The sequence below is a fragment of the Streptomyces wedmorensis genome, from assembly GCF_000716445.1.
Classification (GTDB): domain Bacteria; phylum Actinomycetota; class Actinomycetes; order Streptomycetales; family Streptomycetaceae; genus Streptomyces; species Streptomyces wedmorensis.
The window spans coordinates 178,570-200,455 of record NZ_JNWK01000009.1 but is presented as its reverse complement, the minus strand read 5'-3'; the positions used below and the strand labels follow the sequence as shown (position 1 = coordinate 200,455).

Sequence of the window (21,886 nt, the reverse complement as noted above, 5' to 3'; positions counted from 1 at the left end):
TTCCAGCTCCGCTGCCCCGGGGCCAGCGAAACGTGGACGTTGTGCCGTCCCCTGGATGACCGGTGTCCCGGGCTGTCAGGTGTGCGGCACGACGGCCACAGGACAGGAGGCGTGGTGGATGACGGCGTGGGTGATGGATCCGATATGAGAGCCCCTGGCCGCCCTGCGCCGGCCGACGACCAACAGGCGCGCGTCCGACGCGGCTTCGATGAGATGCTCGGCCGCCCGTCCCGAAGCCGTCACCTCCGCCACCTCCGTCGCCGGAAATTCGTCCCGGAAGGGTCGAACCGCGTTGGCGAGCGCTGACGCCATCTCGTCCTCGGCGGCCGCGCTGGAGTGGTGGACGAACGAGTCATGCCACGTGTGCACGATCTCCAGCGGGACGTGGTGCCGCCCGGCGAAATCGAACGCGAAGTGCAGTACCTCGTCCTTGACCTCGTTCACATCCAGGCCCAGGACCACCTTCCGGCGGCTGTTCCCCCCGGGCGCGGCGGAGCCGTCCTGCTCGCTTCCGGGGCGAACGAGAACCACCGGGCGCTCTGCTTCGGCGACGACCTCCTGTCCCACGGAACCGATGATGAAACCGCGGACGCTACCCAACCCGTGAGAGCCCACGACGAGCAGCTCCGCCTCGGCGGCGGCGGCGAGCAACACGCTGACGGGGGCGTCCTCGACCTCGTCGGCGGTCAGGGCGAGGTCCGGATGCCGAGAACCGACGTGTCGCCCGGTAACGGCGAGCACGCCCTCCGCCGCGCCGGCACGGTCTTCGTGCGACACCTTCATCGCCCCCAGCTGATGCTCCGCCCACCGTGTGGCGTACACCAGCCGTAGACCACCGTCGCGCAGCTCCGCCTCGGCGGCGGCCCAGTCCACCGCCGCCATGCTTCCTTCGGAGCCGTCCACTCCCACAGTGACAGGTAGGGACACGCCGCTCTCCTCGCCTCGGGCCATCGTCGAAAGGCCTCGCAGGGGCGCCTACGGGCATCCATGTGCGAGGGCACCTGGTCACGAAGCTACCGAGTCGCTGAATCGATGGCGCCTGGAGCGTTCGGCGACGCTGACGAAGTGCCCCGTCTGGCGGATGCCACTGCTACGCCCGTCCTTTCGCGGTCCAGCGTCTGCGTCCGGTGCAAGCGGGTCGACGGCTTTCCGTGTCCGCTGCGCGGGAAGTCCGACGCCGAGGCGATCGGCGTGGGACCGGACAGCACCCGGTCGACTCAGGCCGACGGGGTGCCTCCGGCCTGTGAGAACGGACGCGGAGCAACGGTCTGCCGCTGCGCGCGGGGCCGGGAATCGCCCTACCGTGAGAGGGAGGGAACCCTTCGAGGGAACCCGGTGTCGGTCGTGCCTCGAGCGCACCTCCTCCTCCCGCGAAGGGCCTTGGCATGGGTGTCGTGACGTCCTGGGCGGACAGGTTCAAGTTGCGGCAGTACGTCAAGGCCAGCCTGTGGATCGTGCCGATGATCGGTCTCGTCCTCGGCGCCCTCCTCGCCGAGGCCGCCCTCGCCGTCGACACGGCGGACTGGCCGCCGAGCGGCTGGCATTACTCCGCCACGACCGCGAGCGGCGTGCTCACCGCCATCGTGGGCGCGATGGTGGCGCTGCTCGGCTTCGTCGTCACCATCGGCGTGCTGGTGGTGCAGCAGGCCACGGGAACCCTCTCCCCCAGGTACATGCGCCTGTGGTACCGGGACCGGCTGCAGAAAGCGGTGCTGGCGACCTTCACGGGGACGTTCGCGTTCGCCTTCTCCCTGCTGCGGAGCGTCGAATCCGCATCGGTCCCCGACCTCGGGGTCACCCTGGCCGGCGCGGCGGTGGCCGTGAGCCTGGTACTCCTGCTCATCTACCTCAACCGGTTCACCCACAGCCTCCGACCGGTGGCCATCGCGGAGCTGGTCGCCCGCATGGGAGAGACCGTCTTCACCGACGGCGCCGCGGCGATCCGCGGTGCCGCGCCCCGCGGAGACGGAGCCGTACCGTCCGACGGTTCGGTGCTGCAGATCCGTACCGTGCGAGGCGGAGCCATTCAGGCCTTCGACGTGCCCGGTCTGATCGCGGAGGCGGCCCGCCACGAGTGCGTCTTCGTCGTGACCCGGCTGATCGGGGACTTCGTACCGCCCGGAACCGTGCTGGTGGAGGTCCATGGAGGCACGTCCAGACCCGACCCGGAGCGGGTGAACAGTCATGTCGCCCTCGGAGCCGAGCGTACGATCGAACAGGACCCGGCCTTCGCGCTCAGAGTCCTCGTCGACATCGCGATCAGGGCCCTCTCTCCCGCGGTGAACGACCCCACGACCGCGGTGCAGGTCATCAACTACATCGAGTGGTTCCTGCACACGGTCGGCAACACGCGGCTGCCCGGACGTTACGTCCTGGCCGATCGTGGCGGGGACGCGCGGCTCGTGCTCCTGGGCCGGGACTGGGACAACTACCTCGAGCTCGCCGTCTGCGAGATCCGTGAATACGGCGGTTCGTCCGTGCAGATCTGCCGGAGGCTCCGGGCCATGCTCGACGGCCTGCTCGACGCCCTGCCGCCATCGCAGCACCCCGCCGTGCGCACGCAGTCGCTCCTCCTGCAGGAGGCGATCGAGCGCGAGTTCACCGACGCCGCCCGCCGAGCCGTCGCGGAGCAGGCCGACCACCAGGGCATCGGCGGGAGTCACCCTGCCACGACCGGACGCCGGACCATTCCCGGACCACCTGGCTGACTTCATGCCCGGTGGCCATCGTTTCCGCTGATCAGGCACCTGCCGATGCCGTACCGCCGGCAGGCGAAGAACCTGCTGGTGTCGTACTCGCCGAAGAAGCCCGGGTTCTTCTTGGGGTGCAAAAGGAGGCGCCCGACATGGAATTCTTCCCGTCGGGCGCCTTTCTCGCGCGGACTGGGTGGCGGCAGCGGCAGCGCGGGATTGCCGGCACTTCAGGTCTTCTCCCGATCACCAGGCGTCGACACCACCCTCGCGTACCTGCGGGGGCATCTGTGTTTCGGACGCCTCCCGGCCCTCCGGCCTGGCCGTGCCACGTTGAACCGATCTCGCAGAGCCGTGATGTACGGGGCACGGGGGTGGTGTCCGGGGATGGCCTCGCACACGGGTGTCAGGACACGTGCGGGTGACAACGTCTGAATACGCCGTTCGACGTGCGGCACAACCACGAACTGGGCGTGGAGCTTCCCGCGCCCCCCTCGAGTCGCCCGCCGATCAGCCTAGCTTCCGAATTGCCTCCGCAAAAATGACTACGTATACCCATACTCTCGTTCTGCGTGTTCCGGAACGGCCTGCTTTTCGGATCGTCAGGCCATTCCGTCATTCGATTGTCCATGCGAGCGGATCTCGAGGTTTATTCCGCTTCTCATTCCTGGAGAACACATGCGCGTTGCCGTGACCGGTGGCGGTGGTTTCCTTGGGTCGCACCTGTGCGAGGCGCTTCTACGGCGCGGCGACTCCGTGGTGTGCCTCGACAATTTCTCGACGGGCGACCCCGAAAACATCGCCCCTCTCCTGGCCCACCCGGCCTTCGAGTTCCAGCAGGCCGACGTGAGCGTGTCCGTGCAGGTCGCCGGCCGCGTCGACGCCGTCGCCCACCTGGCCTCCCCGGCCTCCCCTCCCGACTATCTGCGCCACCCTCTGGAGACGCTCGCGGTCGGGAGCCGCGGCACCGAGAACGCCCTTCGCCTGGCCCTGCGTCACGGCGCGCGCTTCATCCTCGCGTCGACGAGCGAGATCTACGGCGATCCGCTGCTCCACCCGCAGGAGGAGACGTACTGGGGCAACGTCAACTCCATCGGCCCGCGCAGCGTCTACGACGAGGCGAAACGATACGCCGAGGCAGTCTCCGCCGCGTACCGCCGCACGCACGGAGTCGACGTCGGCATCGCCCGGATCTTCAACACCTACGGCCCCCGCATGCGCCCGCACGACGGTCGTGTGGTGTCCAGCTTCATCACCCAGGCCCTGACCGGTGAACCGCTCACCATCTACGGCGACGGCGGGCAGACCCGCAGCTTCTGCTACGTCGACGACCTGGTCCGCGGCCTGGTCGCGCTCCTCGACTCCTCCGAACTGGGACCCTTCAACCTCGGGAACCCGGTCGAACGCACCGTCTCCGAACTCGCCGGCCTCGTGCTGGAGATGACCGGCTCGACATCCGAGGTGAAGCACCACCCGCTGCCGGTCGACGACCCGGTCCGCCGCCGCCCGGTCATCACCCGCGCCCGCGAGGTACTGGGCTGGGAGCCGGAGATCGACATCACCGAGGGCCTGCGCCGCACCGTCGCGTACTTCGCCGCCCACTCGGATCGCCTGGCCGCCTCGGCCGCGTCGATCCGCGGCGGCCAGGACGAGACGGTCCCGCTGGCCACGGCGACGTCGGCGCCCCTCACGCCGCAGACGATCCCCGGCCCGGCCGGCGCCGCCACCGGCGTCGCGTCCTCCGCGCCCGGGGCCACCGTCGCGGGTGGCTGATCCACGCGCCGCGGCGGGCCTCTCGCCTGTCCCGCCGCGGCCCCGAGTCCGTCGGGCCTCCTCCCCCGGGCCTCTCATCCTGTCGCACCGCCTGGAGAACCTGCTGCCATGACGTCGTTGGAGCAAGGTCCCGCCCACGGGACCGGCACCGCCCAGGAAGCCCCGCTCCCCTCACCGGCTCCCGGTTCGCCGGCGGAGTGGGAGGCGCTGGGCGCGGAGATCCACGCCCTGTCGAACGGCGCGGTGGCCTCCATCGGCCCGGACGGCCCCGTCCTCGCGCGCCCGGCACACGGATTCGCCACCCTCCCGTCCAGCTTCGTCCGGGCGTTCTCGCGCTCCGACCGCTTCCTGGTCGCGCTGCTGTCCCTCGGCTGGATGGCCTGCCTGGTCTGGTTCTGGGTCTGGTGGCTCGAACCGTCCCACCGCATCGGCTGGACGGGCCTGATCGTCAACAGCGCCCTCCTGCTGTACCTGACCTATCTGCCGGTGCACTTCCTCGTCGCGCTGCTGCGGATGCGCCGCTTCACCCCGGCCGTCCAGGTGCCCCCGCTCCGCACCGCGTTCGTGGTCACCCGCGCCCCGTCCGAGGGCTGGGACATCGCGCGCCGCACCCTGGAGGCGATGGTCACCCAGGACTTCCCGCACACCTACGACGTCTGGCTCTGCGACGAGGACCCCAGCGAGGAGATCCTCGACTGGTGCCGCACCCATGACGTGAACGTCTCCTGCCGGCGTGGCCGCGCCGACTACCACCGGGCCGACTGGCCCCGGCGCACGCGGTGCAAGGAGGGCAACCTCGCCTTCTTCTACGACCACTGGGGCTACGACCTGTACGACGTGGTCGCCCAGCTCGACTGCGACCACGTCCCCGCTCCCACGTACCTGGCCGAGGTCGTCCGCGCCTTCGCGGACCCCGCCATCGGCTACGTCGCGGCCCCCAGCATCTGCGACTCCAACGCCGACGAGTCCTGGGCGGCCCGCGGCCGGCTGTACCGCGAGGCGATGTTCCACGGGCCCGTGCAGCTGGGCCACTCCGCCGGCCTCGCCCCGGTCTGCATCGGCTCGCACTATGCCGTCCGGACGAAGGCGCTGCGCGACATCGGCGGTCTGGGCCCCGAGCTCGCCGAGGACTTCTCCACCTCGTTCCTGCTGACCTCGGCCGGCTGGCAGGGCGCGTTCGCCATCGACGCGGACGCGCACGGCGAAGGCCCCCTCACCTTCGGCGCGATGATCACCCAGGAGTTCCAGTGGTCCCGCAGCCTGGCCGTCATGCTCCTGGGCATGCTGCCGCGCCACCTGGGCCGCATGCCCCTGAAGCTCCGTGTGCGCTTCGCCGCGGCGCTGATGTACTACCCGCTGCTCGCGGGCGCCACGGTCATGGGCATCCTCCTGCCGCCGATCGCCGCGATCACCGGCGCCCCGTGGATCGACGTCAACTACCTCTCCTTCCTGGGACACTTCTGGAGCATGTCCGTCTGGCTCATCCTGCTGACGCTGCTCTGCCGCCGCCGTGGTCTGATGCGCCCCAAGGACGCCCCGATCTTCAGCTGGGAGATCTGGCTCTTCGCGCTCTCCCGGTGGCCGTACGTGGCCTGGGGCGTCCTGGCCGCGGTGACCCAGAAGGTGCGGCCCCGCCAGATCACCTTCAAGGTCACCCCGAAGAAGCGCGACGGCCTGGAGCCGCTTCCGCTGCGGGCCGTCGCCCCGTACCTGCTCATCACGGTCTTCCTGTCCGGCTCGGCCCTCGTCGGCCAGTTCACCGGCCCCGCCGTCGGCTACGTCTTCCTCTGTCTCCTCGGCTCCGCCTCGTACACCGCGGTGACACTGGCGATCGGCGCGCTGCACGTCAAGGAGACTGCGCGAGCCACCGGCGTCCCCGCCGTCCGGGCGCTGCGCACCGCCGCGCTGCCGCTCCTCGCCGGCCTGCTGTCGCTGCTCCCACTGGGGCTCGCGGCCGTCGTCTTCCCCACCTACCTCACCGGTTTCTACGCCTGGTGAAGGCCCCTGCGACCGATCGAGAAATGAGGTTCCCTTGCCCCAGACCGTCCTGGTCACCGGTGGCGCCGGTTTCATCGGCAGCCACACCTGTGTCGAGCTCCTCCACGCCGGCCACGAGGTCATCGTGCTCGATGACCACTCCAACAGCTCGCCCGAGGTCCTCGAACGGGTCGCGAAGATCGCGGGCCGCCCCATCGCGGCCGCCCACGTCGCGGACGTGCGCGACCGCCGGGCACTCGACGCCGTCTTCACGAGCCATCCGATCGATGCGGTGATCCACTTCGCCGCGAAGAAGGCCGTCGGCGAGTCGGTGCGGATCCCGCTCACGTACTACGACATCAATGTCGGCGGCACGACGGCCCTGGTCTCGGCCATGCACGAGCATGGCGTGCACCGGTTGGTGTTCTCGTCCTCCTGCTCGATCTACGGCGACGTCACGACCGTCCCGCTGACCGAGGAGTCACCGGCGGCGCCGACCAACCCTTACGCCACAACCAAGTGGACCTGCGAGCAGATCCTCGCGGACGTCTGCCGGCATGTGCCCGAGCTCCGGGTACTCGCCCTGCGATATTTCAACCCGGCCGGCGCCCACCCCACCGGACTCCTCGGCGAGGACCCGAGCGGCGTGCCGAACAACATCATGCCGTTCCTCACCCAGATCGCCGTTGGCCGCCGCGACGAACTCAGCGTCTTCGGCGACGACTTCCCCACCCCCGACGGCACCGGGATCCGCGACTACGTCCACGTGGTCGACGTCGCCGAGGGGCACCGCACCGCCCTGGAGCACATCGACGACGAGCCGGGCATGCGGGTCTTCAACCTGGGCACCGGGCGCGGCGCGTCCGTCCTGGAGCTCGTACGCACCTTCGCGGAGGTGTCGGGACAGCCGATCCCGCACCGCGTCACCGAGCGCCGCCCCGGCGACGTCGCCGAACTCGTCGCCGACCCCACGAAGGTCGCCTCGGCCTGGAACTGGACCGCACGGCGCGACCTGGCCGCGATGTGCCGTGACGCGTGGACCTTCCAGCAGCAGAACCCGTACGGCTACGCACCCTGACCCGCCACCTACCCCCGCCTTCGCGTTCAGACAGGAGAGCACCGCATGCGGTTGACCGTCATCGGAACGGGCTACCTCGGAGCCGTGCACGCCGCGTGCATGGCCGACATCGGACACGACGTCCTCGGCGTCGACGTCGACGTCGACAAGATCACGGCCCTCGCGGAGGGCCGTCCCCCCTTCTACGAACCGGGCTTCGACGAGGTCCTCACCCGCGCCCTCGCCTCCGGACGACTGCGCTTCGGCACCAGCCTGCGCGAGGCCGCGACGCACGGCGAGGTCCACTTCATCTGCGTGGGCACGCCCCAGCGGGCCGGCTCCCACGCGGCCGACCTGCGATACGTCGACGCCGTCATCGACGGGCTCGTGCCGCACCTGCCCGCCTCGTGTCTGGTGGTCGGCAAGTCGACCGTGCCGGTGGGCACCACCGCGCGCCTGACCGCCCGCATCGCGGGGCTCGTCCCGGCGGGCGTGCGGGCCGACGTGGCGTGGAACCCCGAGTTCCTGCGGGAGGGCTTCGCGGTCGAGGACACCTTGAGGCCGGACCGGATCGTCGTCGGCACGGTCGGCCGGGAGCCGGACGAGACGCTGCGCCGGCTGTACGCCCCGATGCTGGAGGCGGGCGTCCCGTACATCAGCACCGACCCGAGCACGGCCGAGCTCGTGAAGGTCGCGGCCAACTCCTTCCTCGCCACGAAGATCTCCTTCATCAACGCGATGGCCGAGGTCTGCGACGCCGCAGGAGCGGACGTGGTCACCCTCGCCGACGCCCTCGGCCACGACACCCGGATCGGCCGGCGGTTCCTCAACGCCGGCCTCGGCTTCGGCGGCGGCTGCCTGCCCAAGGACATCCGGGCGTTCACCGCCCGTGCCCAGGAGCTCGGCGTCGGCCCCGCGGTGGCCTTCCTGGCCCAGGTCGACGAGATCAACGAACGGCAGCGGACACGGACCGTCGAACTCGCCCGTCAGCTGGCCGGGGGCGACCTGACCGAACACCGCGTCACCGTGCTGGGCGCCACCTTCAAGCCGAACAGCGACGACGTGCGTGACTCGCCGGCGCTGGCGGTGGCGGCGGCTCTGCACCGGGAGGGCGCCGACATCCGGGTGCACGACCCTGAGGGCACCGAGAACGCGCGTCGCACCCACCCGGAACTGCGCTGTGAGGCAGACCTCCTGACGGCCTGCCAGGGAGCGGAGCTCGTTCTGCACCTCACCGAGTGGGGGCAGTACCGCGAGCTGGACCCGGTGAAGCTGGCCCTGGTGGTCCGCAAGCCGGTCCTCGTCGACGCGCGCAACGCGCTCCCGCACGACGAGTGGCGGGCCGCCGGCTGGACCGTCAAGGCGCTCGGCCGTCCCGCGCCGGCGGACCGGCCGCCGGCCGCTCGGGCGGAGAAGCCATTGCGGGCCACGATCGCCTCGCCGGCCGTCGAGGCGGACCACACCGACCTCCTGTCCACGGCGCTGCCGACCGGCAGGGCCTGAACCGCGCCCCCAGCACGCCGACGCCGCCCCGCCCGCCCGGTCCTGGACCGGGCGGGCGGGGCGGCGTCATGGCGCGCCCGGTCGCCGAGGGCGTCGCGTGGGAATGCGCCGGGGAGATCGAGGGGAGCCGGCGTGCGCCGGCTCCGGAAGAATCGATGTCCGGCTCAGTGGACCGTGCTCTACTGCGCGGCGCCGGGCCGCAGGGCGTCCGGGAGCCGGTTGCCGAAGTAGTCGACGGGGCCCGCGTCGATGCCCGAGGCCTGCGGGCCCATGCTCACGGAGACCTCGTCCTCGCAGCGCGGCACCAGGTTCTCGGCCCCGGCCGGGTCGGTGACGGGTACGGTCAGTGCGCGCAGGCACGGGTCGTCGCCGGTGCCGGTCGGCTCACCGTCGAGGAGCTCCTGGCCGGAAGCGGTACGCCAGTCGGCGAGGTCGGTGAAGCGCCGACTCCCCCAGCTCAGCGACCAGGGGCCCTCGCTGTGGTAGACGTTGCCCCGCAACTGGTGCGTGCCGGGGCGGTACGACGACTCGGCGTCGATCAGGGGACCCCCGTCGGTGGCGAGGATGTTGCCGTGGACGCTCACGCCGCTCATGCCGTCGCGCAGCCGCAGAGCCGGGGGCCGGATTCCCGCCTCCTCCGCGGAGGCGAGATCCCGCGTCCGCATCACGACCGTGTTGTTGTAGATGTCCAGGTTCTTCATTCGGGTGCCGTAGGCGACGATGCCACCGTACTCGGGAAGCTTCCGCGCGTCGTCCCAGCTCATGTTGAAGCGGACGACGTTGTCCCGGTGGGCGCCGGTCGCCTGTCCGGAGTAGACGAGGAACCCCGGCCCGTCGTTGCCGTAGGCCAGGTTGTACTGCATGACCGAGTGGGACACGTTGTTGTCGAGGCCGAAACCGCCGCCGTCCACCCGGGATCCGGTCCGGTTCCGGTAGGAGCGGTTGTTCTCCAGGACCACGCCGGTGGAGTCGTACACCCAGATGCCCTCGGGACCTTCTTCGGCGTCGGCCGCGGAGCGCGCGCCGTTGTCGTGGGCCACCGAGAGCCGCACCTTCGCGTCCCGGACGCTGCCGAGAGCGATGCCGCTTCCGGTGTTGCGCCTGTCACTGCCCGGGTCGCCGGTGTTGGAGGACGCCGTGACCCGCTCGATCCGCAGCCCGGAGTGCGCGTATGCCGGCCGGTCCGCTTCGAACTCCGGTCCGTAGAAGATGAGTCCGGCCTCCAGGTTGTGGTGCACGGAGACATCGCTGATGCGCACGTCGCTGTAGCCCGTGACGGCGTCGTCATCCGCGCCGACGCTGATCCCGTTCTGGAAGCCCCGCGCCTCCACGTTCGCGATCCTGACGTGGGCGAGCCTCCGCTCCCCGGGGCGGGTGGCACGGAAGGCGATCCCGACCCCTTCGCGCAGCGCCTTGCGGTCGCCGACCAGCGCGATGTTCCTGATCTCCACGCCCGCGGTGTCGCGCACGGTGATGCCGGAGGTGCCGCGGGGCGCGATCGTGGCCCGGCCCGTGCCGTACGACTCGATCACCACAGGCCGCGCGGCGCTGCCCGCCTCGCCCTCCTCCAGGGTGACGGTGCCGCGGAACCGTTCGCCGCCCTTGAGCCGGAGCCTGTCGCCAGGCCGGAAGTTCGCGGTGTTCGCGTGATCGAGGGTCCGCCAGGGCTTCTCCGGCGACATGCCGTCATTCCCGTCGTCGCCGTCCGGACTCACGTAGAAGGTGAACGGACCGCCGCTCGCGGGGCGGGCGGGCCGGTAGACCCCCGGCACGTCGCACCCCGTCAGCAACAGGAGGACCACGGCCGACACTCCCGCCGCGGCCCTCGTCGTCCGGCTCCGCTTCACCGTGTTCACCCGCACCCCCTGGGGACGTTCCAGTGCCACATCAGGCATATGAAGCAGCAGACTGCCAGAAAAGGGACATACGAAACGCCGACAAACGCGCGGCATCCGAGTCACGTGTGGCCCGTCACGTCTTCGGGGCGGTCGCGTCGAGGCGGCTCGTAGCGTCGGAGACAGGGGTGGCGCGGGGGCCTCGGAGTCCGAGGACGAGGCGCCGCCTGCAGCTTGACGGAATCGTGGCCGTTTCCACTGGTCAGCGACCACGCGCGGCGTGTACCACCAGCACTCGAAGAATCTCCTCGTCTCGTACTCCCCGAAGAAGCTCGGCTTCTTCCAGAGGCACGACATGGGGCGTCTGACCAGCCGAAACATGCGTCAGGCGCCCCTCTCGGCAGGCGACGGGATCGCCAGTCGAAATGCACCCTCACCCCCGATACAACCCACCGGCATCCCGGACGAGCACCGGGGGTATGGCACCGACCTCGTAACCCTCGCAGCTCGGCGTTTCAGAGAGTGAATCTCATGGACACCGCCGCCATCGGCCCACGCTTTGCCGACGGCACACCCCCCTTCAGGTTCAAGAGACCCCACCCGTCCACAGGTAGACGACACTGCGACTTCTGCAGGTGAATCTCCGTCGTCGTCCCCGCCGGCGGCAACGACAAGGACGCCCGGGGACGCGCGGTTCCGGGACGTCTCTTCCCCGGGCCGGGAACCAGCGGCCGGGATCCGGACCGCGTCCGACCACCTCGCGCCGCTTCTGCGCGACGCGGCGGCTCCACCCCCTCCCCCGGTCCCCGCTGCAACCAGAACGAGATACCTGCGCCTGAGATCGTCGGGCGCCTACTGACCGTTTCAGAATGCCGTCCTGCGGAGAGTGAGGCCGCAGGCCTTTTCCAGCAGGTCCTGGTGGAGATCGGCGCGTCGTTCGTACCGGGTGCGGAGGCGTTTGAACTGGTGCAGCCGGCCGAAGGCGCGCTCGGCCACCCAGCGCACCTTGCCCGGTCCGGAACCGTGGCCCCCGCCGCGTCGGACGATCATGGGTTCGAGTGGTCCTCGCTGACTCCGCCGACGAGCGCGGTGGGGCAGCGGGGCCGAGGGGATCCAGGCCTCCGCGTGCGGTCGAGGAGGCGGCGCGTCCCGCCCTGTGCCACGTTGCCGCTCACGGGCCGAGGATGTCACTCAGTTGGGCGCGCCCCGTGATGCCGAGCTTCGGGAAGATCTTGTGCAGGTGGAAGCCGATGGTGCGAGGGGACAGATAGAGCCGGGCGCCGATGTCCCGGTTCGTCAGGCCCTCCGCGGCCAGTTGGGCGATCTGCAGCTCCTGTGGCGTCAGGCCGGCCACCGCCTCCGGTGCCCTGGAGTCCGCCACGGACACGCCCGCCGCCCTGAGCTCGGCGATGGAGCGTGCGATCCAGGGCCGTGCGTCGAGCCGTTCGAAGATCTCCAGGGCGGTGCTGAGCAGGGGGCGCGCCTCCGCGGCCCTTCTGTGGCGGCGCAGCCACTCGCCGAAGTCCAGCAGTGTGCAGGCGTGTTCGAAAGGCCATCGTGCGCTCGCCGGGTCGGCGAGCGCCACGCGGAAGTGCGGCTCCGCGCCGTCGGGCTCACTCAACAGGGCCGAGGCACGGGACACGATGGCGTCCAGGCGGGCGGAGCGGGTCGTACCCAGGGATCGCTCGGCGGCGCGGAGCACGGCTCGGGCGTCGTTCGTCTGGCCGGCGCGAACGGCGGCCGCCGCGAGGTCGGCGAGGTAGTAGAACGAGGCGTGGTGGTGCACGGGGGCGGGGTGGAAGTCCTGGGTGAAGGCGCGGCGGAGGTGCTCGTACGCCGTCGTGTGGTCGCCCTCGGCGAGCGCCGCCATGCCGAGCGCGTGGCAGTGGCGGACGTAGAGGCTGCGGGACTTGCGCAGGTCGGTGCCGCGTACGGCGTCGGCGGCCTGTGCCCGGGCGCCCGCGTGGTCGCCGCGGGCGGCTCGCAGCGTGGACTGGAGGATCAGCGATCCCACGGACACGTTGTCGGCCCCCGCCTCGGCAGCCAGGCCGAAGGCGTCTTCGGCCATCGACTGGGCCGCCGTCCAGGCTCCGCTCTCGAACAGTGCGAGTCCGAGCGCCTGTGTGACCGTGCAGTTGGTGCCGGCCGTCGCGGCGCGGAGGTGATGGTCCACGGCCTGGCCGAGGAGGCGCACGGCGGTCTCGCTCTCGTCCAGGATCCAGGCGGTGGCGCCGAGCACGACGAGGTCGGGGAGTGAGGCCTCCCGCAGGATGTCGACCTTGTGGTTCAGGTGCTCCAGCGCCGCCTCCCGGCCTGCGAACGGCTGGCTGACGAGTTGTGTCCAGAGACTGTCGCTCCTGTCGGGCCGAGGTGCGATCAGGGTGCGGATGCGCTCGAGTTCCGTACGGTAGAAGGGGTCGCCGGAGTTGTAGGCAGGAGTGGACGCCGTACCCAGGGCGTCGAGTGCCAGCTCGGGTGCCGCGGTGGCCATGGATTCGGCCACGGGCAGCAGGAATCCGAGCGCGTCGTCATGCCGGAGGGTCACGGCCAGTGACCAGCCGCCGCGCAGGGATGCCTCGGCGAGCTTCTGGGGATCGTCCGTCAGTGTGGCGACGCGTGCCGCGATGTCGCCGACCCACTGCGGGTATCCGGCGTACATGGCGGCGGCGGAGGCCGCGAGCAGTCGCCCGGCACGGTGCTCGCAGTCCGGGGTGAGTTCCGCGGCACGTTCCCACGCTGTGGCCGCGGCCGCGTATCCGCCGCGGCGCCGGGAACGTTCGGCACTCTCCGCCAGGGCGTCGGCGACCGCTTCGTCCGGCCCGAGTGCGGCGGCGGCGAGGTGCCAGGCCCGACGGTCGGGTTCGTGGGCGAGCGCCGCGGCGAGCGCCAGATGGGCCTCGCGACGGTCGGCGAAGGAGGCGGCCTGGTAGATCGCGACGCGGACCAGCGGATGACGCAGCCGGATGTCGCCGCTCTCGACCCGTACGAGACCCGCCTGCTCGGCCGGCCGCCACACTTCCGGCTCGTCCAGGCCCGGGGCCGCGTGCAGGACGTCGGAGAGCCGGTCCGTGCCGGCGGCTGCCGCCAGGAGCAGCGCACGCCGAGTGGGTTCCGGAAGGTCGGGCAGGCCGGCGGCGAACAGGCGCTCGAGCCGCGCGGTGAGGGGGAGCGAGTCGATCGAGTCGGAACCAGGGTCCCCCGCTTCATCGGCGTAGGCCCGCGCGAGTTCGATGAGCGCCAGCGGGTTCCCGGACGCCTGCTCGAGGATCCGCGCGCGGGCCTTGCCGCGCGGCGGGCGCGGCTGCTCGTCCAGCAGGAGGCCCGCCTCGGCCCGGTCCAAGGGCTCTGCCGTCAGATGGGGGAAGTCGCGGTCGAAGCGCACGGGCACTGCTTCTTCCCGGGCGGCCAGCAAGAGGGCGATGCGTTCGCCTTCGAGGCGCCGTGCGACGAACGCCAGCACGTCCAGCGAGCCGACGTCCAGCCATTGGGCGTCGTCGACGACGATGAACACCGGTCGTTCCGTCGCCGCTTCCGAAAGGAGTGTCAGCACCCCGGTCCTGATCACGAGCGGGTCGGGCGTCTGCTGTTCGTCACCGTTATCCTCGCCGAACGCGTGCAGCAGGGCGTTGCGCTGACGCGCGGGGAGCCGTTCGGCGTCGCGGAGAACCGGGCGCAGTAGCTGATGCGCTCCCGCGAGGTCGAGGCCCAGCTCGCCCTCGCAACCCCGAACCCGGAGCACGCGGCGGCCACGTGCCTCGGACTCGGCGGCGGCGTGGTCCAGCAGCGTGCTCTTGCCGGTCCCGGGCTCACCGGTCAGCACGAGCACCTTCGGGCCAGGGCCGTCCGCGGCGTCGACCAGCTTCCCGATCCACTCCAGTTCGCGAGCCCTGCCCCGGATCCCGCGCGTGCGTGCGTCTATGGAGCCGACGTCCATGCTCTCCCTTGTCCGTCCCACGGCCGACCGGTCCGCCCAGTGGACCGTGATGGCCGCGAACTGCCTGTTCACAGCGTTGGGGGCCATCCTGCCAGGCCCTCCTTCGGCATGACTGGTCACATGACAGAAGCAGCTGGGACGGGGCTCCTGGCAGCATCTCCGCAGGGGCGGGAACGAGCGCCCCGTACGGGGAATCGGAGTGCGATGACGGAGTTCGAAGCAGGTGGCACAGCGGTGCCGATCGGCCGCGAGAAGGAGGCCCACCGGATCCTGCGGTGCCTCGACGAACGTTCCGGTCCGCCTCGGTCTCTGCTCGTGCTCGGAGAGACCGGCACGGGAAAGTCCCAGTTGCTGCGGTTCGCCGCGGAGGCGGCCGCGGCGCGTCGGATCCTGGTCCTGTCGGTGCGGGGCTGGGACGCCGAGGAGCCGCAGGCCTTCGCCTCGCTGCGTCGGCTGCTCCTGCCGGTGCTCGATACGACGGAGACTCTGCGGGAGGACCGGTGGCCCGCGCTCCGTACCGCCTTCGCACCGGGTGCGGGCACCGGACCGCGCGAGCGACATGCGGCCTGTGCCGACGTCCTGACCCTCATGAGCCGTCTCGCTCGGGCGAACCCGCTGCTGGTGACGGTGGACGACGTGCAGGACTGCGACCGTACCTCTCTGGACGTCCTCTTCTCCGTGCAGCAGCAGCTCACCCACCAGGGCGTGACCATGCTGTTCAGCGCGCGCGGCGAGACTCCCCCGGCCGCGGTCCCCGGGGATCTCCCCGTCGTACGGCTCGGCCCGTTGTCCCCCGGGGCGGCGGCCCGGCTCCTGGACGCGCAGCCCGAAGCCCCCGGGGGACGGCTCCGACTGGAGCTGCTCCGGCAGGCAGAAGGCAATCCGCTGGCGATCGTCGAGCTGAACCGGACGACACGCACCGGTATCGGATCGCCGCCGGTCTCCGCCGAAGCGGGCCGGACCTTACGGATCCCGCAGATGTTCGCCGCGCGTCTGGACGCACTTCCGGAGAACACGCAGCGTGCGCTGCTCTACGCCGCGGCCGCGCTGCGGGAGGAGGAGCTTCCCGCCGTGATGGCCGCCTTGGGCACCGACGACCTCACCGTATGGGCCCCGGCGGAGAAGGCCGGTCTGATCGGCATCGCCGACGGCCACCTCGCGTTCGGCAACCCGCTGATGCGCACAGCGGCGTTCCACCGACAGTCCGCGAAGCTGCGGCAGCAGGCACACCGGGATCTGGCGGCGGCACGGGGGCAGGACCCGGCACGCCGGGCCTGGCATCTGGCCGCCGCGGCGGTCGGCCCCGACGAGGCGGTGGCTTCCGCCCTGGAGGAGGCCACCGCCGTACAGGCCCGGCTGGCGGGAGACCCCTTCGTCTCGGCTCAGGCTCTGGAGCAGGCGGCGCGGCTGAGCGGGAGCGACGAGGACCGGGCTCGTCGCCTCGCCGCTGCCATGGTGGCGGCGAGCGATCTCGGGGATGCGGACTGGGTCCGCGACCTCTACACGGAGTTCTCCCGGCTGAACCGCGACCCGGAGCTGCGCTGTATCGCGGCCTGTGCCATGGGAAGCGCACTGGCACTGCTGTCGTTCCAGCGGGAAGCCTTCGGTCTCCTGCTCGACGTGTGGCGGCATTCACCCCCGCGCACGCCCACCGCCTCGTTCGCGCTCACCGCGCTCGCGACGGCGATCGCCCACCAGTCAGGGCTGCCCGAGCACCGGCGGGAGCTGCCGGGCATGCTCGACCACGCCCGGCGGACCGCCCACGGGACACCGCAGTCACGAGACGACTACGCCGAGCCGACGACACCCGCACGGCGCACCGAACCCGGGGCCCGAGGCGTGTTTCCCGAGCTCGCCGAACCCCGGGTCCTGGCGGCCCTGGAGACCTATGTGTCGGTGGGCGTCGACCCCGACGCCCACGCCGGCCTGGCCCGCCGGGCACCCGTCCAGCTCGACGGACCGCTCGACGGACCGGGTGCGCTGACCCGTCTGCTGGCCGGCGCATCAGTGGCCTACTACACCGACGAGTCGGAGTCGTGTGCCGAGATGTACCGGCGGGCGCGCACCCAGCACGATGCGCCCGGAGCCTGGGGCCCCCGGGTGTGGAGTCTGCCGGCCCAGGTGGACACCCTCATCGCCATGGGTCGGTGGCCGGAGGCCCAGGCCCTGATCGGGGAAGGGCTCTCCGACGCCGTCGTCCACCGATTGCCCCGAGTCGACATGGATCTCCAGGCCCTGGAGGTGACGCTGCGCGCGCTGCGCGGCGACAGTGTGCCGGACATCCCCTTCACCGGCCCCCACTGGAGCTCCGTCAACCTGGGTGAGAACCGGGCCACCCGGGCCAGGATGCTGCGCGCCTGCGGCCTGACCGCGCTGGCCCGCGGTGACGCGGACCGCGCGTTCCACCACTTGCGAGCCTTGTTCCGGGAGGACGGCTCGCCCTTCGCTCCCTTCTTGTCCGCGCGCTCCGTCGGCGAACTGGCCGCCGCCGCACAGCGCGTCGGCCGGCAGGAGGAAGCGGCGCGCGTCCTCGGTGAGGTGCGGAGAAGCCAGGGTGACCGGCCGACGACCCGAATGACCCTCCTGATGCATCACGCGGCTGCTCTCGTCGACGAGGACGCGGATCCCGAGCACCATTTCCGGCTCGCCCTGGTCAACCCCGAGGGAGACACCTGGCCCCTGGAGCGGGCCCAGGCCCGTCTGCACTACGCGATCTGGCTGCGTCGGCGCAGGAGGTCAGTGGAGGCCCGCGCCCAACTGACCGCGGTACTGGAGGTCGCGGCCCGGCTCGACGCCCGGGCCCTCGCCGACGCGGCGCGCGGCGAGCTGCGCGCGGCGGGAGTGGCGGATGCCTCCGCCTGGGGCGACGGGCTGGCCGAACTCACGGCCCAGCAGGAGCAGATCGCCCGGCTCGCCGCACGCGGCCTGTCGAACCGCGAGATCGGCGAGCGGCTGTTCCTTTCACCACGTACCGTGAGCTCGCACCTCTACAACGTCTATCCCAAGCTCGGCATCAGCAGCCGCCACCAACTTCGGGCCCTCCTGCACGACAGCTGACGTGCCACGATCCAACATCCAGCGGGGCACGAGCGAGAGGCAAGACCGAATGCAGCCGGACCCCGGTGCCGACGATCGGGAGCCGCGCGCCGAGCCGTCGTCGCCCGTGATTCTCGATCCGCTCGTACGACGGCTCGTCGACGCCTCGGCGGTGCCTCCCTTTCTCCACGAGCTCGAACCCGACACCGCCCGGCAGGCGTTGCGGGAGTCCCAGGCCGATCGGGGCGAGGACTTCGAGGTGGACGCCACGTTCCACGCGGCGCCCGTGGGCCCCTCGGGTCTCGTGGGCTTCTGGATCTTCCGGCCGACCGGTGTCACGGGCCCGCCACCCACCGTGCTCTACGTCCACGGGGGCCGCTGGATGCTGGGCGACGGGCAGACCCACGCGTGGCTCGTCAGCGAACTGGTGCGCCGGGCGGCCGTGGCGGCCGTGGTCCCCGAGTACAGCCGCACGCCCGAAGCCCGCTATCCCGTCGCCCTCGAGGAGTGCTACGCCCTGCTGACCTGGACGGTGCGGCAAGCGGCGGCGTTCGGACTCGACGCCGACCGTCTCGCGGTCGCCGGCGACTGCGCGGGGGCGACGCTTGCCACGGCGCTCACGCTGCTGGCGAAGGAGCGCGGGGGTCCGGGAATCCGCGCCCAGATCCTGTACTACCCGCTCACCGACGCCCGCTGTGACAGCCCGTCGCAGCGGCAGTTCGCCACGGGGTATCCGCTCCCCCGGGAAGCCGTGCGCGCGTACTGGCGTCAGTACGTCGTCGATCCCCGGCAGTGGAACGAGCCGACGGCGGCCCCCCTGCGGGCGAGCTCAGCCGAACTGGCTGGGCTGCCACCGGCGTTGGTCGTCACGGCGGAGGCCGACGTGACGCGGGACGAGGCGGAGGAGTACGCGAACCGGCTGCGTCGTGCCGGCGTCGCCGCGATCGCCACGCGATTCCAGGGCACGGTCCACGACTTCGCTTCGCTGACCGCACTGCGGACCAGTCCGCCGACGCTGGCGGCGGTGCGGCTCGGTGGTGTGTTCCTGCGCGCTCATCTCGCATGAGGGCGGCTGTCGGGCGCACCCCCGCGGCCATCGCACGCGGATCGCCGTGAGACGGAAGTCGTCCGAATGTTCTCTCCGGTTGGGCAGACCGGCGTCGGAACAAGTGAAGGGGCCGGGCTGGACGAGGGCCTCCCGTCCGTCCTGGCTGAGCCGCGCGGTGCCTCGCTGCTGCAGGGTGAGAGCGGAAGCTGTGGCGCTGCGTGTCGACGGAGGCGGTCGTTGCCCCTCGGCGCATGGGGGAGTGCCGTGCAGCGCACGACGATGTCGGCACGGGCCGGGCGTTCGTTCCTGAGCAAGTCCCCGTGCGCCGACGCGCACGAAGTGGTGCCTTTTCCCCTCTAGGTTCGGCGGGCGGCATGAGCCGGTGAACCCGAGGGAGGGAGATGAGCGTGAATGAGCGGGCCGACGTGGTCGTGCTGGGCCTGGGACACGCGGGCGCATACATCATGAGGGCCTTGGCGGAGGCCGGTCTGGATGTGGTGGGCGTCGGGCCCCGGCTTGTCGCCGGCGAGCGCGGGCACTGGGGGCACATCGACGATGAGATGACGCCCGGGGCCGGATACCTCCTGTCGGCACCAAGGCCGACGGCTCCTTTCGCCCGGGGAGCGAGCTGGGCCGCCGGCCGAAGCCGTACGGTCGGCGGCGTCCGGGGCCGGGCCACCGGCGACCGTGTCGATCGGAGAGCCGCCGACCTCCTGGCTGTGAAGCGTGGAAGGTTCGTGCCTGGCAGGGGGCGCCTCACCGGACCGTGCCAGGTGTCGGTCGGCGAGCGCACCTTCCACGCCCGGCGAGGTGTCGTCCTGGCCACCGGCGCGCAGCCTCGGCTTCCCGCTGTACGGGGGCGGTCCGGGACGCCGTACTGGACCGACGAGAACGCGATGGCGGCCGTGGAGTTGCCGGCGTCGTTGATCGTGCTGGGCGACAGTGGACTCGGCGTGGAGACGGCTCAGCTCTTCGCGCGCTTCCGGTGTGCCGTCACCGTCGTGGAGCGGCAGCGTCGGCTGCTGTCGTGGGAGGAGCCCGAGGCGAGCACCTTGACCGAGAGGGCTCTGCTGCGGGACGGCGTCACCGTCCTCACCTCCGCCGGGGCCTCGGAGGTCGCCTACGACGGCACGGGCTTCACGGTCCACCTCGACGGCGGAACGGAACCGCTGCGTGCCGAGCGGATGCTCGTGACCACGGAGCGGCAAGCCGACCTGACGGGGCTGGGGCTCGACACGGCGGGGCTTGTCGCTTCCTCTGCGGTGGTGCCCACGGACGGGCAGATGCGTGCCGGGAGGGGACTTTGGGCGGTCGGTGATGTCACGGGCCGGGGCCTCTCGTCCGATGTCGCCCTGTACCAGGCCGAGGTCGCCGTCCGGGACATCCTGGGGTGGCTCGGTCCTGACACCGACCACCAGAAGCTGGCCCGCCTGGTCTACGCCGATCCCGAGATCGCCGCCGTGGGCCCCACGGAGCGGCAGGCGCGGAACCAGCGGCTGCGGGTGCGCACGAGCCTGCTGCCGATCGACTCTTCCGACCGTCGCGGACCTCAGGGCCGACGGCGTGAGGGCTTCGTCAAGCTGGTCGAGGACGCCGACCGCGGCGTACTCGTCGGAGCGACCTCCGCGGGACCGGCGGGAGCGGAGGTGCTGTACGCGCTGAACGTCGCTGTCCATGCAGAGATGTCGGTCGAACGCCTGCGGCACGCGGTCCCTGCTTGTGTTCCCTTTCACCGGACGGTGGAAGCTGCTCTGGGGGGCCTCTGTTGAGTCGTCCTTCTTCTGTGAACCTGCGGCGGCCTGGGCGAGGGCTCGGAGGAATCGGGGGCCGCAGCATGCCGGGCCGCAACCCTGGTGAACCGCACAGGACGGCCACGTCGCTGGAACTCCTTTTCGACCTCTGCTTCGTGATCGCGGTGGCCCAGGCCTCCGCCGGCCTGAGCACGGCGGTGACCGAGGGGCACTACACCACCGGCATCCTGCGATTCGCCGTGGTCTTCTTCGCGATCTGGTGGGCGTGGATGAACTTCACGTGGTTCGCCTCCGCCTATGACCCCGACGACGTTCCCTACCGCTTGTGGGTGCTGGTCCAGATCACGGGTTCCCTCATCCTCGCGGCTGGCATCCCGTCGGCTTCCGAGACCGGTGATCTGACGGTCGTCACATGGGGATACGTCGTCCTGCGCACGGCTCTGGCCGTCCTGTGGCTGCGGGTGGCCCGATCGGATCCGCGCGGACGCCGGACGGCCCTGCGGTTCGTCGTCGGAGTGGCGGGCTGTCAGATGGGGTGGGTCTGCACGCTCCTCCTTCCGGGCGCGGCCCGTCTTCCGGTCATCGTGGTGCTGATCGCCGCCGAGGTCGCGGTGCCGGTGTGGGCGCAGTCCGCCGGGATGACTCCGTGGCATCCTCACCACATCGCCGAGCGGTACGAGCTCTTCGTCCTCATCGTGCTCGGCGAGTCCGTCGCGGCCGCCTCGGAAGCGGTTCGCGACGCCTTCGGGCGGAACCACAACGCCGCCGCGCTGTACCTGTTGGCAGGTGGTGGGCTGCTCATCGTCTTCGGCATGTGGTGGCTGTACTTCGCCAAGCCCGCTCACACCCTGCTCGCCACGACGCATCAGGGTCATCGCAAGAGGTTCACCTGGGCATACGGCCATTACCTGATCTTCGCCGCGGCGGCTGCCGAAGGGGCCGGCCTGGCGGCGTACACCGAGCTGGTCACCCACCACTCCGTCGACCCGTTCTCGCCGTCGGTGTCAGGTGCCGCGATCACCCTGCCCTTGGCGGTCTTCCTGATCACCGTATGGACCGTCCATGTGCGGCCCCATCCCCACGGCCGGGTCGAGCGCTTCGCCTTTCCCGCGGGGACGTTCGCCGTTCTGGCGGCCGCCTGGTCCCCCGCGCCGGCCCTGACGGCCGGCCTGTTCACGGCAGCTCTGGTCACCGCCGTCACCTTGGCCGACAAGACCAATCGCGTCCGACACTGAAGGGGAACATCCCGGCAAGGACGGAACCGCGCGGACGAACCGGGTTC

The 21,886-nt window shown here is 71.2% G+C and carries 13 protein-coding genes; 9 read left to right on the top strand and 4 right to left on the bottom strand.

The features are described 5' to 3' along the window. Window positions 1-75 precede the first annotated feature (75 nt). Complete coding sequence (locus OO54_RS10375; RefSeq protein ID WP_033202609.1) at window positions 76-927, bottom strand: universal stress protein; 852 nt, start codon at window positions 925-927, stop codon at window positions 76-78. Between the two features lie 458 nt (window positions 928-1,385). Between OO54_RS10375 and OO54_RS10370 the strand changes: the two genes are divergently transcribed. The 5 genes from OO54_RS10370 (at window position 1,386) to OO54_RS10350 (ending at window position 9,000) form a co-directional block, all read left to right on the top strand. Further along, a complete protein-coding gene (locus OO54_RS10370; protein WP_051786832.1) occupies window positions 1,386-2,708 on the top strand; it encodes a DUF2254 domain-containing protein in 1,323 nt (440 codons plus the stop codon). Window positions 2,709-3,368: 660 nt separating this feature from the next. Further along, a complete protein-coding gene (locus OO54_RS10365; protein WP_078905134.1) occupies window positions 3,369-4,463 on the top strand; it encodes a UDP-glucuronic acid decarboxylase family protein in 1,095 nt (364 codons plus the stop codon). A 108-nt stretch (window positions 4,464-4,571) separates the two neighbouring features. After that, window positions 4,572-6,461 carry a glycosyltransferase family 2 protein gene (locus tag OO54_RS10360; protein ID WP_167348129.1) on the top strand — a complete coding sequence of 630 codons (1,890 nt, stop codon included), beginning with the start codon at window positions 4,572-4,574 and terminating at the stop codon, window positions 6,459-6,461. A gap of 34 nt (window positions 6,462-6,495) precedes the next feature. Then, window positions 6,496-7,518 carry a UDP-glucose 4-epimerase GalE gene (gene galE, locus OO54_RS10355; RefSeq protein WP_033202535.1) on the top strand — a complete coding sequence of 341 codons (1,023 nt, stop codon included), beginning with the start codon at window positions 6,496-6,498 and terminating at the stop codon, window positions 7,516-7,518. A gap of 45 nt (window positions 7,519-7,563) precedes the next feature. Further along, window positions 7,564-9,000 carry a UDP-glucose dehydrogenase family protein gene (locus OO54_RS10350; RefSeq protein ID WP_033202534.1) on the top strand — a complete coding sequence of 479 codons (1,437 nt, stop codon included), beginning with the start codon at window positions 7,564-7,566 and terminating at the stop codon, window positions 8,998-9,000. Window positions 9,001-9,179: 179 nt separating this feature from the next. Here the strand turns inward: OO54_RS10350 and OO54_RS10345 are convergent, their stop codons facing one another. The 3 genes from OO54_RS10345 to OO54_RS10335 form a co-directional block, all read right to left on the bottom strand. Next, a complete protein-coding gene (locus OO54_RS10345) occupies window positions 9,180-10,856 on the bottom strand; it encodes a right-handed parallel beta-helix repeat-containing protein (protein ID WP_234439536.1) in 1,677 nt (558 codons plus the stop codon). An 843-nt stretch (window positions 10,857-11,699) separates the two neighbouring features. Then, window positions 11,700-11,885 (bottom strand): transposase, encoded by a 186-nt coding sequence (locus tag OO54_RS10340; protein WP_078905133.1) that lies wholly within the window; start codon window positions 11,883-11,885, stop codon window positions 11,700-11,702. Between the two features lie 121 nt (window positions 11,886-12,006). Then, window positions 12,007-14,856 carry a helix-turn-helix transcriptional regulator gene (locus tag OO54_RS10335; RefSeq protein ID WP_234439537.1) on the bottom strand — a complete coding sequence of 950 codons (2,850 nt, stop codon included), beginning with the start codon at window positions 14,854-14,856 and terminating at the stop codon, window positions 12,007-12,009. 117 nt (window positions 14,857-14,973) lie between these two features. On the opposite strand from OO54_RS10335, the gene OO54_RS10330 reads away from it, so the two are divergent. The 4 genes from OO54_RS10330 (at window position 14,974) to OO54_RS10315 (ending at window position 21,839) form a co-directional block, all read left to right on the top strand. Continuing rightward, window positions 14,974-17,826 carry a helix-turn-helix transcriptional regulator gene (locus tag OO54_RS10330; RefSeq protein ID WP_078905132.1) on the top strand — a complete coding sequence of 951 codons (2,853 nt, stop codon included), beginning with the start codon at window positions 14,974-14,976 and terminating at the stop codon, window positions 17,824-17,826. A 49-nt stretch (window positions 17,827-17,875) separates the two neighbouring features. Then, window positions 17,876-18,871, top strand: a complete 996-nt coding sequence (locus tag OO54_RS10325) for an alpha/beta hydrolase (protein ID WP_051786831.1) — start codon at window positions 17,876-17,878, stop codon at window positions 18,869-18,871. A gap of 383 nt (window positions 18,872-19,254) precedes the next feature. Then, entirely contained in the window at window positions 19,255-20,622 is a 1,368-nt protein-coding gene (locus tag OO54_RS10320) for an FAD-dependent oxidoreductase (RefSeq protein WP_051786830.1), read from the top strand. Between the two features lie 65 nt (window positions 20,623-20,687). Beyond that, window positions 20,688-21,839: a low temperature requirement protein A gene (locus OO54_RS10315; protein ID WP_033202532.1), complete on the top strand. Its 1,152-nt coding sequence runs from the start codon at window positions 20,688-20,690 to the stop codon at window positions 21,837-21,839. Window positions 21,840-21,886: the final 47 nt, after the last annotated feature.

Bases quoted from the DNA above. Each gene is read 5' to 3' on its own strand.
- OO54_RS10370 (WP_051786832.1), top strand. From the start codon at position 1,386: ATGGGTGTCGTGACGTCCTGGGCGGACAGGTTCAAGTTGCGGCAGTAC.
- OO54_RS10365 (WP_078905134.1), top strand. From the start codon at position 3,369: ATGCGCGTTGCCGTGACCGGTGGCGGTGGTTTCCTTGGGTCGCACCTG.
- OO54_RS10360 (WP_167348129.1), top strand. From the start codon at position 4,572: ATGACGTCGTTGGAGCAAGGTCCCGCCCACGGGACCGGCACCGCCCAG.
- OO54_RS10350 (WP_033202534.1), top strand. From the start codon at position 7,564: ATGCGGTTGACCGTCATCGGAACGGGCTACCTCGGAGCCGTGCACGCC.
- OO54_RS10340 (WP_078905133.1), bottom strand. From the start codon at position 11,885: ATGATCGTCCGACGCGGCGGGGGCCACGGTTCCGGACCGGGCAAGGTG.
- OO54_RS10335 (WP_234439537.1), bottom strand. From the start codon at position 14,856: ATGGCCCCCAACGCTGTGAACAGGCAGTTCGCGGCCATCACGGTCCAC.
- OO54_RS10330 (WP_078905132.1), top strand. From the start codon at position 14,974: ATGACGGAGTTCGAAGCAGGTGGCACAGCGGTGCCGATCGGCCGCGAG.
- OO54_RS10325 (WP_051786831.1), top strand. From the start codon at position 17,876: ATGCAGCCGGACCCCGGTGCCGACGATCGGGAGCCGCGCGCCGAGCCG.
- OO54_RS10320 (WP_051786830.1), top strand. From the start codon at position 19,255: ATGAGCGTGAATGAGCGGGCCGACGTGGTCGTGCTGGGCCTGGGACAC.
- OO54_RS10315 (WP_033202532.1), top strand. From the start codon at position 20,688: ATGCCGGGCCGCAACCCTGGTGAACCGCACAGGACGGCCACGTCGCTG.